Annotated in this window: 13 protein-coding genes and 1 pseudogene; 6 read left to right on the top strand and 8 right to left on the bottom strand. The window is 66.8% G+C overall.

Annotated features, from left to right (window positions below; all coding sequences use genetic code 11):
• The first annotated feature begins 20 nt into the window (after positions 1-20).
• A complete protein-coding gene (locus B116_RS28950) occupies positions 21-437 on the top strand; it encodes a hypothetical protein (protein WP_397540616.1) in 417 nt (138 codons plus the stop codon).
• 70 nt (positions 438-507) lie between these two features.
• Here the strand turns inward: B116_RS28950 and B116_RS0107170 are convergent, their stop codons facing one another.
• The 3 genes from B116_RS0107170 to B116_RS0107155 form a co-directional block, all read right to left on the bottom strand.
• Positions 508-1,008 (bottom strand): hypothetical protein, encoded by a 501-nt coding sequence (locus B116_RS0107170; protein ID WP_027659637.1) that lies wholly within the window; start codon positions 1,006-1,008, stop codon positions 508-510.
• 277 nt (positions 1,009-1,285) lie between these two features.
• Positions 1,286-1,786, bottom strand: coding sequence for a replication initiator (locus B116_RS0107160; protein ID WP_027659636.1), 501 nt, complete (start codon positions 1,784-1,786; stop codon positions 1,286-1,288).
• Positions 1,787-2,068: 282 nt separating this feature from the next.
• Complete coding sequence (locus B116_RS0107155) at positions 2,069-2,386, bottom strand: hypothetical protein (protein ID WP_027659635.1); 318 nt, start codon at positions 2,384-2,386, stop codon at positions 2,069-2,071.
• A 455-nt stretch (positions 2,387-2,841) separates the two neighbouring features.
• Between B116_RS0107155 and B116_RS25905 the strand changes: the two genes are divergently transcribed.
• Together B116_RS25905 and B116_RS0107140 are read left to right on the top strand one after the other, a co-directional pair.
• Positions 2,842-3,315: a hypothetical protein gene (locus tag B116_RS25905; protein ID WP_027659634.1), complete on the top strand. Its 474-nt coding sequence runs from the start codon at positions 2,842-2,844 to the stop codon at positions 3,313-3,315.
• 740 nt (positions 3,316-4,055) lie between these two features.
• The gene (locus B116_RS0107140) at positions 4,056-5,318 is read left to right on the top strand and encodes a hypothetical protein (protein ID WP_082312753.1); all 1,263 of its coding nucleotides are present in this window, start codon (positions 4,056-4,058) and stop codon (positions 5,316-5,318) included.
• 90 nt (positions 5,319-5,408) lie between these two features.
• Here the strand turns inward: B116_RS0107140 and B116_RS26330 are convergent, their stop codons facing one another.
• On the bottom strand, positions 5,409-5,678 hold the full coding sequence (locus B116_RS26330; protein ID WP_082312752.1) for a hypothetical protein: 270 nt from the start codon (positions 5,676-5,678) through the stop codon (positions 5,409-5,411).
• A 212-nt stretch (positions 5,679-5,890) separates the two neighbouring features.
• Positions 5,891-7,324, bottom strand: a complete 1,434-nt coding sequence (locus tag B116_RS0107135) for a nitronate monooxygenase (RefSeq protein WP_027659632.1) — start codon at positions 7,322-7,324, stop codon at positions 5,891-5,893.
• A 318-nt stretch (positions 7,325-7,642) separates the two neighbouring features.
• Here B116_RS0107135 and B116_RS0107130 point away from each other — a divergent pair, with 318 nt between their 5' ends.
• Positions 7,643-9,085 carry a hypothetical protein gene (locus B116_RS0107130; RefSeq protein WP_027659631.1) on the top strand — a complete coding sequence of 481 codons (1,443 nt, stop codon included), beginning with the start codon at positions 7,643-7,645 and terminating at the stop codon, positions 9,083-9,085.
• A gap of 154 nt (positions 9,086-9,239) precedes the next feature.
• Here B116_RS0107130 and B116_RS0107125 read toward each other — a convergent pair whose 3' ends face one another.
• On the bottom strand, positions 9,240-10,067 hold the full coding sequence (locus B116_RS0107125; protein ID WP_188116008.1) for a peptidoglycan-binding domain-containing protein: 828 nt from the start codon (positions 10,065-10,067) through the stop codon (positions 9,240-9,242).
• Positions 10,045-10,200, bottom strand: coding sequence for a hypothetical protein (locus B116_RS27790; protein WP_018721616.1), 156 nt, complete (start codon positions 10,198-10,200; stop codon positions 10,045-10,047). The genes B116_RS0107125 and B116_RS27790 overlap by 23 nt, the downstream gene beginning before the upstream one ends.
• Positions 10,201-11,135: 935 nt before the next feature.
• Here B116_RS27790 and B116_RS28745 point away from each other — a divergent pair.
• Positions 11,136-11,316: pseudogene (locus tag B116_RS28745) on the top strand (hypothetical protein); the annotation flags it as partial.
• A 142-nt stretch (positions 11,317-11,458) separates the two neighbouring features.
• Complete coding sequence (locus B116_RS0107115) at positions 11,459-12,940, top strand: hypothetical protein (RefSeq protein ID WP_027659629.1); 1,482 nt, start codon at positions 11,459-11,461, stop codon at positions 12,938-12,940.
• A 49-nt stretch (positions 12,941-12,989) separates the two neighbouring features.
• Here B116_RS0107115 and B116_RS0107110 read toward each other — a convergent pair whose 3' ends face one another.
• Positions 12,990-14,204: an enterochelin esterase domain-containing protein gene (locus tag B116_RS0107110; RefSeq protein WP_027659628.1), complete on the bottom strand. Its 1,215-nt coding sequence runs from the start codon at positions 14,202-14,204 to the stop codon at positions 12,990-12,992.
• Positions 14,205-14,228 lie beyond the last annotated feature (24 nt).

Genomic DNA, 14,228 nt, shown 5'->3' with positions numbered 1-14,228 from the left:
CGCCGACGAGGGGACCGACGGTGCGCCGGGACCTAATCGCATCCTTGATTGGCGTCCTTGTCGGCTTGGCGCTCAGTTGGCTAGTCCTAGCCACCGCCCAGGGCGGCAACCGGACTCCGGACCCCGTTACGTGGGGTCACGCGCCGACCCCGGCAGCACAGAGCACAGTGTTTGGTGTGGTAGCGCTCATGTGGTCCGCCGGATGCGGCGGCGGAGCGCAGATCGCACTTGATCCGGGGCGGTACGAGATGGGCACCTGCACGATGGGCGGCGGCGATGAGGTGACGGTTGCCGTGTTCGCCCCGGGTGCCGCCCAATCCGGGTGGGTTGACTCCATGCGGCAGTTCGGGGCGGTTGTGGTGGAGGGCGACCGCTGGGCGGTCGCCAGCCTGACCGCCACCGCCCCAGCGGAGTTTGCCGCCGCAGTCCCGAACTGACCATGGCTAGGACGGGCTCCTATTGCCCGCACCCCGCCTGGCCTCAGAGCCGGGCGGGGCGTTGTGGTGTCTAGGTCGTCTTCGGTCGGCCCGGTTTGCGCTGCCAGCCGGTGTTGAACGCGTCGATGCTGCCCCGGGTGTATACGGGGCCAGCGGCCAGCCGGGCGACCGGGGCCGGGAACGCCTCGTTCTCCCGGGCGAGCTGTTCGACCCGCTGCCGTGACACGTTGAGGATGCGGGCGATCTCGGCGTTGCCAACGAGGCTCATCGGGTGTGGTCGGGAGATCTCCCGTTCGTGGTCCTCGGCGGTGATGACGCGTAGGGCGGTGACCTCGGGTGCACTGCTGATTGCCTGGCTGTGCGCGGTCCGGGCCGCGCGGACGGCCGCGTCGGCGGCCTGGCGGACGGTGCTCGCCTCGATGGTCATCTCCAGGCGTACCCGGTCAACGCCGGTGTCAACGATGATGCCGTAGCCAGGCAGGACGCGGGTGATCTCGGCGAGTTGGTCGTCGCTGGGCTGCGCGTTCCAGCGGCGAATGGTTACGGCGGCGTGCCACTGCTGGGGTGTCATACTGGATTCCTCCATCCCCTTGTTCCTGTCGGATCCGGATGGGGTGGGGGCCGCGTAGCGTGTGGAGCAGGTCCATCCACTATTTAGAAGTGTGTGGCGCGTGCTCGAACGTCAGGGTCGTGATCCCTTTGCTGAAGATCCATGTCCCGGTGCGCGTTTGGCGGACGCTGAAGCCCTGCCGCGCCGCCGCTGCGACGATCTGGTCCATCCGATTACTCATCCAGTCTCACCCCATCCCCTTGTTTCTGTCAAGGAAATACTAGCAATAACTCTTGTCTTAGACAAGGGTTTTCGAGTGGGTGGCGCAGCCGACCTTGGGGATGCCGCGTTGACGGCAGCGCGGGGCGAGGCGGCGTTCGATTTTGGTGCGTCGCCACGTCCGTGCTCGCACGTGCCGGCGCTGCTGCGGGCGCGGCAGGGCGCGGGGCGGCAGTCGCAACGTTGCCGGCTGCGGCAGGTGTGGCGCGAGACGCCGGTGGTGGACCGGGCCGAACGACGGGGTGGTGAAGGTGGCGAAGACGACCGGGTGCCGGTCGACCGAGGCGGGGACGCCCTTGCCGCCGGTCAGGCCGCGACAGACGACTTGGTAGGCGTCGCCCTGGTAGACCCAGGTGCAGTCCGGGCACGCCGATCCGCGGCAGTTGCCGCACGCCTTGTACAGCATCCGGTCGGGCAGCTCATCGGTGTGCAGCTGGCCGGTAATGCGGCCGGTGTTCCGGTCGACGGCGGCGATGGTGCCGGTGAGGCGGATCGGGGGGTCGCCGCAGGCTAGCCCCACCCGTGGAAAGGTGCGAATTCGAAGCCATCGTGGACGGTAGGAAAGGCCTTGCTGGGTCGCTCAGCGGATTCAGAGGACCAGCATGGGGGCCGGTGCGATCGAGAGCCAGCGGGACGTGGCCCGCATCAGCGACAGGAAGGCCGTTCAGTATCTCCGACGTCGAGTCCAGCGATCTGCCGGGAAGGCCGCGCTGGCGTGCTCGACGAAGGCCAGACTCGCACCGGGTACCGACACATCAACGTGCCGTGAAACTGCTGTCGAGCCAGTTAGGTCCGGCGGTGCCTACAGGGCGGTGCGGTTGACGACCGATCGCTGGACCGGACCGGTGTACTCGGTGAGGCTAAAGCGGCGATGCCCATCCGTGGGATGAATGGTCACGGCGACAACACTCTCGTCTTCGAATCGCAGCGTGAAGACGGGGTCGAGTTCGCACAGGAATGCAACAGCCTCTGGGTCCTCGTCGCTCTCGCTGACCAGACGACCGTCGGCCTCCCACCCGCCGGTGACGGCGGCAATTACGACGTCCACCTCGACGCTGCCAAGCAGGGTGGAGGAGTTCGCCCACCAGTCCAGCCAGCACCGGCCTTCGAAGCGGTCCATGCCGCCATCTTCGCAGGGCAAGGCCCGGCCGGCCGCCGGCCGAGTGTGAGAACCTTCCTTACATCGATCAAGGTGGCCCGCAACGGACCGCACGCGCCGCCGCCTGGGCGCGTGCCAGCCGTTGCCGCTGTCGCTCTGCGGCCGTCCCGCCTGATGCCCGGCGGCTGGCACGGGAGCGGGGAGCCCGGGGCCGCCGTAGACGAGTCGGGTGTGGAAGTGGTGGGGGTTCGTCGCCGGCAGTCGGCCGCGCCGCGCCGGAGCGACGCGGCGTAGGGGTAGGGCACGCCGGGTCCGCCGCGGCGGGGTCACGGTTTGACGTGGCGGGCCGGGCGGAGGCCCGCTCCCCAGGAGGGCGGGCCGACGGCAGACGGGATGGCAACCGCGCGCTTCGGGAGGGAGGCAGGGCTCTCCGTGCCTGGTAGGCAGGTCAAGCCTGACCAGTAGCGTGCTGGGACATGGGTGAGCTGATTGAGCAGGTCATCGGTCGTAACCTCGTCGCGGTAACGGAGGCTCGACACTGGCACGAGGGCCAACGTGATGGTGACGTGGAGAGTTTGGTGCACTTTTGGCTGCACTTTCAGGGAGTGCCGCCGCTCATGGCGCATGGGTCTGGCGAGTTGCTACGCCTTGAGTTCAGCGAGCCGTACGCGGCGTACGACATGGGAGAGCACGGTGAGACGCGCGTGGGCCTGGCGCAGTGGCCCGACCTGCTGGCACTGCTGCCGGGTCATCGGCTGCTAGACGCCGCTCTCATTCGCGGCTACGCGATGCGGCCAGCCTTGGGCGGTGTCCTGCTGAGATTCGACCATTGCGACCTGGTCGTGGCGTCGTTGGGCGATGAGTGGGTGCTGAGGCAGGGAACGATCCCGCCTGCGCTTGCCCCGTACCTGACAGTTGGTAGCTGGATGGGAGATCGGGCTAACGGCTGATGACGCACATCATCATCGTCGCCGTGCCTGATGCAGTGGCTAACACTGTCGGCTCCGCCTGAAAACTGACCAGGTGGTTCCGGGCGGGTTCCAGTACTTGTCGCAACACACCTGATCATGTGAGGCGTGTTGACGGGACGACGAGGACGGAAGCGCCGGCTTGAGGAAGCGGCGTCGTCGCGCCGATCAGCGCCGCTGCCGCTTCAGGGCGCGGAGACGGCCCACCACCAGCAAATTACACCGCTGCTGCGGGACGGGGTCACCGTTGCGACGACTGCTCGAATCCGCCTCCTGGCCGTCCTCGAGCCACCTCCTGGGTCCCGAAGGCCACCGGCGATAGCCCGGTCTGGTGGAAGACCTCGAGGCAGCCCTCGCCGAGTACCAGGGCGCCGGTGATCGTTTCGTACGATCGGATGAAGGAACGGTTCACTCGTGCCCGTCTCGCACTGCGGGCCGGCCGCTGCTACCACTCAGCCGTTGTGGGGCGGGTGCGCCGTTAGCGACATGAGAACTTCCTTCGCGTATTTCCTTCGCGTTCGCCATCCTGTGGGCTTGGTGTCGGTTTAGCTCGGGGTGAGGCCGCTACCGCCTGTCTGGTAGCTGAGGAACACGTCACCCGCCGTTCTCTTTGGGTGGTGGGTTCCTCGCCGTTCACGGGGAAGGACACCGAGACTGCAATGCCATCTCAACGACATGTCTACAGCTCCAGCCGTACTGATAGTCGGCCGCCACGGTGGTGGATGGCCGTCGGGATGGCCGGATTGACCGGCCTGGCATTCACCACGGCCGCTCTGGCCACCACCGCCCACGCTCAACCGAACCAGCCCGTACCCGGTTCCGCCGCGGCGGCCGATGCGGACCATTCGTCAACCGAGGGCGGCCGGGGCAAAGACGGCGGGTCCGGCACGCCGGTCCCGTGTGACACGGATGCCCTGATCGCCGCGATCACGTCCGCCAACGCCACCGGTGGCGGCGTGTTCGACCTGGCCGAGGACTGCACCTACCTGCTGACCGCCAACATTGAGGGCGCCGGTCTGCCCGGGATCGCCACTCCGATCACCCTCAACGGCGGCAAGAACACCACGATCGAACGCGCCGCTGCCGCCGAGGAGTTCCGGATCTTCTTTGTCGAAGCCGGTGGCAACCTTACCCTCAACTACCTGACGATTACCGGTGGCCAGACGGCGGGTGTCGATGGGGGTGGCATCCGCGTCATCCCGGGCGGGGAATTGACAGTCAGCCACAGCACTGTCACCCGTAACATCGCCGGCGGCAATGGTGGTGGTATCGCCAACGAGGGAGTCACCACCGTCAAGCGCTCCACCATCAGCCGTAACACTTCCCCGCTGCAAGGGGGCGGCATTAATAACACGGGCGTGCTTACCGTGCACCGGACTGAGGTGAAGGCGAACACCGGCACCATCGGGGGAGGCGGTATCGGTAGCACGGCAGGAACGGTCGATGTTTCCAAGAGCTCCGTCTCCGGCAACTGGTCCGACCAGGGAGCCGGGCTCTTCATCGTCGATGGCGGAATCGGCTCGGTAACCGACAGCCACATCAAGAAGAACTCCGCTGCCGATGTTGGTGGGGGTGTCTTCATTACGGGCCAGTTGACGATGGAGAAGGTCGTCCTCGCCGGCAACACCGCCGAAACCGGTGCGGGCCTCCATGTCGTCGGCGGCTCCACCGCCAACATTTCGGACAGCAGCATCGTCGACAACACCGCCGGAGCCCAGGGCGGCGGCATCTTCAACGCTGGCATGACCACGGTGTCCGATACCAAGATCGACGGTAACCAGGCCGACACGGGTGGCGGCGTCCAGAACGACACAGATGCGGTGCTGACCTTCTTCGCCTCGAAGGTCACCGACAACCTTGCCGTGACCGACGGCGGGGGCATCTTCAACGTGGCTGGGATCGTCAACCTGAACACGGCCACCGGTACCACCGTTATCGGTAACCGTCCGAACAACTGTGTGAACGTCTTCGGCTGCGCCGGGTAACGGCCTGGAGTAGTCAGCTGCACCCGGGCCCCGTCCCTGCCGTTTCGCGGTGGGGGCGGGGCTCCGTCCGTCGTACGGGAGCCCCGAGAGCTATGGCGCGCCGCCGGAATCGCTACTGGCGCCGCTGTCGAAGGCCTGGCCCTCGCTGCCGCCGCCACCTTTTCCACGGAGGCTGCCGGGTCGCCGACGGCGGCTTTGGCGGGCACTCTGGCGGATCGCCTTGCGGGCGTTCGCCATTGTCTCTTGTTTGCTGTCTGTCCGGGGACCAGCCCTGCGCTGACGGCTCCGGAGCACGATGACGATCAGCACAAGTGCGATCAGCAGGGGCGGGGCGAGCCAACCGAGGTGAATCTCGGACATCCCTGGAGAGTAGCGGCTCCTGTCGATGATTGGAGTCGGCAAGATAGGTGCTTTTGATGTCGCGTTAGCATCGACAGGGCGGCGTGGGCCGCTGCCGTAACCCACGCCCCCAGCCGACAGACGCACGGTGGGTCATCCAAGACCGTGCGGGTCCTTGGTCGTATCACCAGGCACCACCGTGCGGGTGAGCGCTGCGCGCGGGGCCGGTGTGGTCAGCTGCCGCAATGGGCTGCCGCGAGTAGGTAGTGCAGCACGTCGGTGGCCGTGTACTCCTCCCCGAAGCGCCGGTGCAGCTCGGTGAGGACGTCGATGTCCTGGCCGATGGTGACGATCGGCGGCTCGGTGTCGTTGCCGCCGCGTCGCTGGCCCAGGCCGATTGTGCCCATGAGCCCGTTGCACAGGCAGCGGCTACCCACGGTGTCCTCCACCGCGCCGCCTTTGCGGATGTAGTCGTCTACCGGCTCGGCCGGGCACCGGAAACCGATCCGGCCGGTCGGTCGCAGGTACGGGGTGCGTAGATATCCCAGATCGCACCGGCGAGCGCGGGCCTGGTAAATACCGTCCTCCGCGGCGGTGCCCTCCAATTGCGCGATCTTGAAGGGGAAGCCGGTCGGGGAGGCGGCCGGATCGTTGTGGATCGTGAGCTGCCCGTCAGTGGCTTGCTGGAGCAGCTGCCGCCGCAGCTGGGGGTTGATTCCTGATTCGCGGCAGAGGGCGAAGGCAGTGCCGACCTGAACACCGGTGGCTCCGGCCGCTTGAACGGCGGCCACCCGCCGCGGGTCGGCCTGCCCGCCGGCGATCCAGAACGGCAGCCCGGCTGCGGCTACCTTGGCCAGGTCGATCCGGTCGCGGTCGCCGTAGACGGGTTCGCCGTTGTCATCGAGGATCATCTTGCCGCGGGGCCGAGCCGAGTGGCCGCCTGCGGTGGGCCCTTCGAGGACGAAGCCGTCGGGGCAGGTGCGGGGGCTGCGGGCCAGGTAGCTGACCAGGGAGGCGGCGGAGACGATGGCCAGGAACCGCGGCCGCGGGAGGGGCGGTAGTAGCTCGCCGGTCAGATCAGGCGGGTCGAAGGCGACGGTGTGGGTTTCCCCCGCCGGGCTGCCCTCGACGGCGACGGGCAACTGGACCGGTCGATGGTGGGTCAGGGCGTCGATCAGAGACGGGATCTCACTGGGCAGGCCGGCACCCATCAGGATGTAGTCGACCCCGGCCAGCATCGCTCCGTACACGGCGGCGGGGGTGGCGAGTTGGATCTTCTCCAGGTAGTTGATGCCGACGACACCGCTGTGGCCCTGCTTGGCCAGGTAGACCTCGACGAAGTTGGCGACCACGGCCAGCTCGTTCGCGTGCCGTCGTGGCCGCATGCTCAGCAGTGGCGCCGGTCGGAACGGTCTACCGGCGGGGATTCCTCCCGGTACGTAGTAGCGGTCCAGCACTCGCTGGGCGACCTCTGGCGCGGGGAATGCGCTCAGCGCCTGCCGTAGTGTGCCGTCCTCGTCGCCGAGCTGTAGCCGGCGGGCCAGTGACGCGTCGAGTGCTACCCCGGACACCACTCCGAGCTGGCCTGCGGCGGATACGGCGGCGGCCAGCCGCCAGCTGGAGACACCGACGCCCATCCCGCCCTGAATGATGATCGGAAGTTTCACCTAATTCCTGCCCTTCAGCCGGCCTTGTCGGCACTGGCAATCCTGTGGGCCACCGGCCGAGGGCGACAGGGCAATTGGTCCTGTAATCAGGTGGGCCCGGTCACGCAGGGCCTTCGGCCGGAGGTCGGATCCGCGGGCGTCGGCAACGACGCTGACCAGTTTTGTCTGGTTTAGGGGTGTTTTTCGTGTTCATGTTCGACTGAGACAACTGCCGGTTTAGCGTGCGAGATGGCTGCTACCGCCTGCCTGGTAGCCGAGGAAGCCTGGCTTGGGTCGGTCCTTCCTCGCCGTTCACGGGGGAAGGACATCGACACCGCGATGAACCATCAGCATCACACCCACGAACCCGGGACCGACCGCCCAGACGAACGCCGGGCGCGGCCGCGCTGGTGGGCGGTCGGCCTGGCCGGCGTAGCCGGGCTGGCCCTCACCGCCGTCGGCGTCGCGGCGGCTCCGGCCGCTGGCACTGCCGGACGCGCCGCCACCAGCGCTGAAACCCAGCCTGGGGGCAGTCACCGGGACAACGACAAGTCCAAGCACGACGACAAGGGCAAGGGCGACAAGGGCAAGGGCGACAAGGGCAAGGGCGACAAGGGGAAGAAGGAGGAAGGGAAGAGCGACAAGGGGAAGAAGGAGACGCCGAAGGGCACGCCGGTCCCCTGTGACGCCGATTTGCTGATCGCCGCGATCACGTCCGCGAACGCCACCGGCGGCGGTGTGTTCGACCTGGCCAAGGAGTGCACCTACCTGCTCACCGCGGACATCGACGGTGCCGGTCTGCCGGCGATCGTCACCCCGATCACCCTCAACGGCGGCAAGAACACCACGATCGAACGCGCCGCCGCCGTGGACGAGTTCCGGATCTTCACCGTCGACACCGGTGGCGACCTCACCCTCAACCACCTGAAGATCACCGGCGGCCAGACCGACGGCAACGGTGGGGGAGTGCTCGTCAACCCGGGCGGAGCGTTGACCACCAACCACAGCGCCATCACCCGCAACATCGTCGACGGCGACGGCGACGGCGGTGGCATCGCCAATCTGGGCACCACCCGGGTCAAGTACTCCAAGGTCGACTGGAACATCACCAGTGAACAGGGCGGTGGGATCTTCAGCACCGGCCTCTTGGAGATCATCAAGTCGCACATCGACAACAACACCGCCGACCAGGGTGGCGGTATTCTCCAAAGCGGTAGCACCATCACCGTCAAGGGCGGCAGCATCTCCGGCAACCAGGCATCCGACGGAGGAGGGCTGTATCAACTCGGCGGAATCGGCAGACTGACCGGCACCAAGGTCGCGAAGAACACCGCCAGTGGCAACGGCGGCGGCATCCGCGTCGGCGAAGGCGGGCAGTTGACGCTGCGGAAGGTCAACCTCTCCGACAACTCCGCGCTGTCCGGTGTCGCCGGTGGCTTGTTCGTGGAAGGTGCCGAAGTGCTGGACACCATCGCTGTGGTCGAGGACAGCATCATCAAGAACAACACCGCTTCCGACATCGGCGGCGGAATCGACAACTCGGCAGTAGCCGTGTTGCGAAACACCAAGGTCATCGGTAACCAGGCCAACGAGGGCGCCGGCATCTTCAACTCCGGCACATTGACCCTCTTCGGGACGAAGGTGGTCAAGAACATCGCGGTCACCGACGGCGGAGGGATCTTCAACACCATGGGCACGGTTGAACTGAACACCGCTACCGGCACGGTGGTCATCAAGAACCGACCCAACAACTGCGTGGACGTCCCCGGCTGCGCCGGCTGACACTCCGAGCAGGGCACCAAGGGATTCCGCCCCACCGCGAAACGCGGTGGGGCGGAACTCTTTTGCAATGACATAGCGCGCGCCCGGTTCGGCCCTGCCGTCCCTCGCCGGACGGGTGTGATCAGCACCGTGCCGCGTCGCTACGGTGGGTTGATCATCGAATTGGGTTGCGGTAGGCGGCGTCCCAGGTCTTGTGGCCCAGTAGCCCGTCTCTACTGAGGCCCTGATCCGCCTGGAAAGCTTTGATCAGCTCTCGATGCTCCGGGCCGTACCGGCCGTCGTGGCCGTCTTTGCGGAGGTACCGCTTTCCCTTCCCGGCGGGCCAGCCTCGGCGGGTGAGCTGTTTGGTCCACATGATGAGCCACTGTCGGTCCGACTTTCCGTTGAATTTCCGACGATAGTAGCCCGACACCGATCGATCTCCTCCGCTGCGGGAGCCAAAGTAGTAGCCGCTCGGCAGGGGGAATGCCACCGCCGGACCCGGTGCGGGTCGGACCGTCGTCGGCTTCTCGGGCTCGACCGGTCCCGGCGTGCCGAGCTGGTCGAGCCGCCAGTTTGTGCCCCGCACCGTGTCCGCGGCCTGGGTGAAGTCAGAGTTCACGTGGCAGTGGCTCGTGTGCGGGTTCGAGCCGGTGTAGGCGTGGGTGGCGAAGTTGTGCCGACGGTGCCAGATTCGGCGCTTGTAGATGATGTACCGGACCCACCACAGAGCGCCGGAGCGAGCGAGCTTCACCCACAGCTGCACGACCTGTTCCATCGTGACCCCGTCCGGGTCGCGTAGGTCGGCATCGAAATCCCGGGCCCGTACCTCGTCGAGGTTGTCGCCGTCGCGATACTCCGGCCGACCGGTCCGGTCCGGGTTGTGGCTCGACGGGGAGCTTTGATGCGAGGTGTCCCCGATCGAGCCGTCCGATCTGGTGTCCCGCTTGGGGAATCGTTTGTTTAGTTGATCACGGGCTTCATCCAGGTTCGGTACCACCATCCATGCCATCGATGTTCACCTCCACAACTGGCCAGTCGGTCTGCTCAGGGTCGAGCCACGGGTCCGGGGTCTGCATCCCGATGTGCTGCTCCGGTTCCTCGTTCGGGACCGGATGCGGGTTGGTCGCGGACATGTTCCTCCCTTAAATGAGATGCTTTTTAAATCGGTGTATACGTCTAGCGTTTTGCGGCGCGATCAGCGAGATCCCGATTCCTCAACGAATTATGATCTCGACAATTTATGTCGGCCCGCCGATTATTAATTGATTCTAGCGGCCGCGCAGGTCGCGGGCATGATCAAAACGTTGTCGCAGATTGCTCTATGGGTGGTTGGCGGGCATTGATACGAGATGTGAATTCACATTCTCGGTAATGAGTGCTGCGCCGCGACTGGCCGGTGATCATCTAGACGTGTCGCAGGCACAGTACTTGTCGCCACATTCATGTTCGCTGGTGTTCGGCGCGGCTGTCCTGTGGGCTGGCGGCCCGTCAGCGGCCGGTGGTCGCGGCGGTCCCCGTGCTGCTCCTGCCTGGCCGTTCCCTCGCCGGCGCTCGGAAGGGAGCCGAGACTACGCCGAACTCTGGCACCTTATTCGTGATCCCGGCCGGGGGAGGGGGCGGGTGGAGGCGCTGCTGGTATTTGTTTTAGTTGAAGCCCCAGCTCTGCTGAATGCTAATTCTATTGCGATTGATTGATGGTGGATGCTTCCCGGCATGGTTCACCGGAAAGTAGTCCTTACTGCTATTCAGGCCTCGCCCTGCTGGCCGGTGCTGCGACACCGCATTCTGCGGCGATCGTTTCCGGGGTTCGTGTTGTTGTATCTGGGCGACGGAATGAGTCTGATCGCGGTCAGTGAGCCTTTCCGCGTAGCGGGTCGTGACGTTGGGTGATCAGGTGGTTTGGTGGTGGTCGGTGTGAAGGGTGGCCAAGGCGTACTGAAGTGGCATCGATGCTAATGGGTGTCGATGCTGATGGCTGCTGGGGTGCCGGCGCTACGTTTGCTGTCGAGCTGCCCCACTGGTGGGGCCGAGGCGGGGCTCGACCCGGGCTGCCGCGAGCAGGTGTCTTCCCACCATTCTCGGCTGCGCCGGACTGACGCTGGACCTCGGCTCGGTGCGCGGCAGCTGTCGCGACCGGCTGGGCTCGCCGGCGGTCGGGCGGCGAGGCCGCGGCCAAGTCCCGGCCCAGTATGGAGTCCGCAGCCAAGGGGCGTAAGAATATTCATATTCATCTGGTTTGGTGGATTTAGCCGTATTTAGGACTTCATGTCCCTCCCCTTTGTTTAGCGTGCGGTGGCTGGTACCACCCGGCGGATAGCTGAGGAGCGACCTCGACTGGCATCCCGGCTGGGTGGTTCCTTGCCGCGCACGGGGAAGGACATCGAGACCGCGATGAACCATCAGCGCCACGTCCAGGGAGAGCAGCCCGACCGTCCGGGCGGGGAGCCGGCGCGGCCATGGTGGCGGCGGTGGTGGGTTGTCGGCTTGGCCGGGGCGACCGGTCTGGCGCTCACCACAGTCGGGGTTGTTGTGACCCCGGCCGGCGAGACGATCAGACGCGCCCTGCCGGTCGCGTCCGGGCCCCTTGCTGGCGGGCCATCCGCCGACGACCGTCGGGACGAAAGTAGCGGTGCGGCGGAGAAGGGTGGCGGGGTCAGCGGTGAGGCGGACAAAGGCGCCGCGGAGAAGGGTGACGCGGTCAGGGGCGACGGTGACGCGGTCAGGGGCGACGCGGGTACGGGCGACGGTGGGCGGCGGGAAGGCCGGCCGGTCCCCTGCGACTCGGATCGGCTGATCGCCGAGATCGCCGTGGCCAACACCGGTGGTGGCGCCGTGCTCGACCTCGCCGAGGACTGCACCTACCTGCTCACCGCCGACCTCGGTGGCGCCGGGCTGCCCGCGATCGTCACTCCGATCACTCTCAACGGTGGCAGGAACACCACCATCGAGCGGGCCGCCGCTGTTGACCAGTTCCGGATCCTCGCCGTGAACGCCGGTGGTGAGCTCACCCTCAACCAGCTGACGATCACCGGCGGCCACGCAGCCGAGGGTGGCGGGGGGATCCTCGTCAACACCGGTGGAGCGTTGATCGTCAACCACAGTGCCGTCATTCGGAACATCGGCGACATCCTGGGTGGCGGTATCGCCAACAACGGCACCACCCGGGTCAGCCACTCCAGCGTTGAACGGAATCTCGGGAACCAGCGTGGCGGTGGGATCTTCAGTGCCGGCCCGCTGGAGATCGTGCACTCTCACATCGGCGGAAACACCGCCGACCTTGGCGGCGGCATCTTCGCCTCCGACAGCAGCGTGACCGTAAAGGGCGGCAGCATCGCCGACAACTGGGGTCAGTCTGTTGGTGGTTTGTTTGTCTCCGGCGGCATCGGCACGGTTACCGGCACCCGAATCGCCAGAAATTTGACCCATTCCGACGGCGGTGGTGTCCGGGTTGGTCTCGGCGGGCAGTTGACCTTGCGGTGGGTCCACCTGACTGACAACACCGCACTGTCTGGTCTGGCCGGTGGCCTCTTCATTGAGGGGGACATCGGCGGAGGAAGCTACGTCGTCATCGAGGACAGCATCATCAAGAACAACACCGCGATGGCCGCCGCCGGCGGCGGAATCTTCAACGCGGGGCAGCTGGTGATACGACGTACCCGGATCCTCGGTAACCGGGCCGACCGGGGTGGCGGCATCCACAGCTCCGGGATGGTCAGCCTCACGGCGACGAAGGTGGTCGACAATCTCGCCGCCACCGATGGTGGGGGAGTCGTCAACGACGGCGGCACGGTGGACCTGAACACCGCCACCGGCACCATCGTGATCAAGAATCGGCCGAACAACTGCGTCAACGTTCCGGGCTGTGCCGGATAGCAGCTCGCAATCCGGCTCGGCTGGCTACCGTCCCGCTCCGTTGATCGCCTCAGGGTGACGGATTCGACGGCAGCCGTCCCGCACCGAGAAGATCCGCGATGCCGTCCTCCCAGAGCCCACGCCACCAGGCCATGTCGTGCCCACCCTGGAACTCCCGGTAGGCCACGGTGGGCGGGCTCGCCGCGAGCGCCTCCCGCAGCCGTCGGTGCGGCTCCAACAGTGTCGGTTCGAGCACACCCACGGTGAGGAAGAGGCGTACCGGGCCGGCCGCCGCGGCGCGGTCAAGCAGGTCGTGTTGCCACAGTGACGCCGACTGGCTCAGCGCCGTGCCCACCGACTCCGGGTGGTCGAAGGCGGTCTTCAGGGCGGTGAGTCCGCCCAGGCTCTCCCCGGTCAGCACGACATCCCGGGGATCGGCGCTCACCGGTACCCGGTTGCGCAACCACGGCAGCAGGAGCGTGACCACCTCCTCGCTCATCGCGCCGTCGATGCTCAGATCGGCCATCCGGCGTGCCGAGGTGCCTCCGGTTTCGACCATCGCCAGGTAGGGCGCGCGGATCGCTCCCGATCTCGTGAGCCGGTCGGCGCTGGCGGCGGCGTAGCCGGAGGCGTGCCACACCTCCCCGTCCAGCACCACGACCAGCGGTCGAGGCGTGCCGTCAGCGTCTGGTGGTGGGGATAGCCACACCGGGCGCCCGGTGGGTGCTACCAGGCGTTGAGCGCGGGGAGACGGTCCTTGCGCGGGTGCTGCCCGCAGTGGCGCGGCATCCAGCTCCGCCACCGACGCGAGCCGGCCGCTGTGGGTGTGGACGCGTCGTGGGTTGCGGGGGTCGGTGCCGCCCTCCTCGCGGATCGTGCGCATCGCCCACCGTGGCTCGGCGTCAGAAAGCGTGCTGCTTCCCGCCGCGTCGGTTTCGAGCACCGTGTACGACCCACGCCAGTCGGCGGGTAGGCGGAACGCGGCGTGCCACACGTCGGTGCCCGGCACCCGCTCCATCTGGGCGTCGTTGAGGTCGTAGGTCACCCGGTTGACAGTCACGTAGACCGCGGCGGCCGCGGCGGACCGCCACAGGAACGTCACCCGTCGCTCGCCCTCGCCCGCCTCCTCGACCAGGGGCGTATGGCGGATGACCGTCTCCCAGAACTCCGTCGGCGAGCAGTCGGCTGCGAGCCGTGCGATGCGTGGGTTGGGGGTACGGCGCGATGGTGGTTTCGGCGGCGTGGGCGGCTGCGTGACCCGTCTCGGGCCACCGGTGAGCTGCACATCTTCTCCTTCGAGTCTGTGTCC

The organism is Salinispora fenicalii, assembly GCF_000514815.1.
GTDB lineage: Bacteria > Actinomycetota > Actinomycetes > Mycobacteriales > Micromonosporaceae > Micromonospora > Micromonospora fenicalii.
This window is presented reverse-complemented; position numbering and strand designations above follow the sequence as displayed.

Coding starts and splice junctions, on each gene's coding strand:
- B116_RS0107130 (WP_027659631.1), top strand. CDS start 7,643: ATGAACCATCAGCATCACACCCACGAACCCGGGACCGACCGCCCAGAC.
- B116_RS26330 (WP_082312752.1), bottom strand. CDS start 5,678: ATGTCCGAGATTCACCTCGGTTGGCTCGCCCCGCCCCTGCTGATCGCA.
- B116_RS27790 (WP_018721616.1), bottom strand. CDS start 10,200: ATGTCCGCGACCAACCCGCATCCGGTCCCGAACGAGGAACCGGAGCAG.
- B116_RS0107115 (WP_027659629.1), top strand. CDS start 11,459: ATGAACCATCAGCGCCACGTCCAGGGAGAGCAGCCCGACCGTCCGGGC.
- B116_RS25905 (WP_027659634.1), top strand. CDS start 2,842: ATGGGTGAGCTGATTGAGCAGGTCATCGGTCGTAACCTCGTCGCGGTA.
- B116_RS0107140 (WP_082312753.1), top strand. CDS start 4,056: ATGGCCGTCGGGATGGCCGGATTGACCGGCCTGGCATTCACCACGGCC.
- B116_RS0107125 (WP_188116008.1), bottom strand. CDS start 10,067: ATGGTGGTACCGAACCTGGATGAAGCCCGTGATCAACTAAACAAACGA.
- B116_RS0107170 (WP_027659637.1), bottom strand. CDS start 1,008: ATGACACCCCAGCAGTGGCACGCCGCCGTAACCATTCGCCGCTGGAAC.
- B116_RS0107155 (WP_027659635.1), bottom strand. CDS start 2,386: ATGGACCGCTTCGAAGGCCGGTGCTGGCTGGACTGGTGGGCGAACTCC.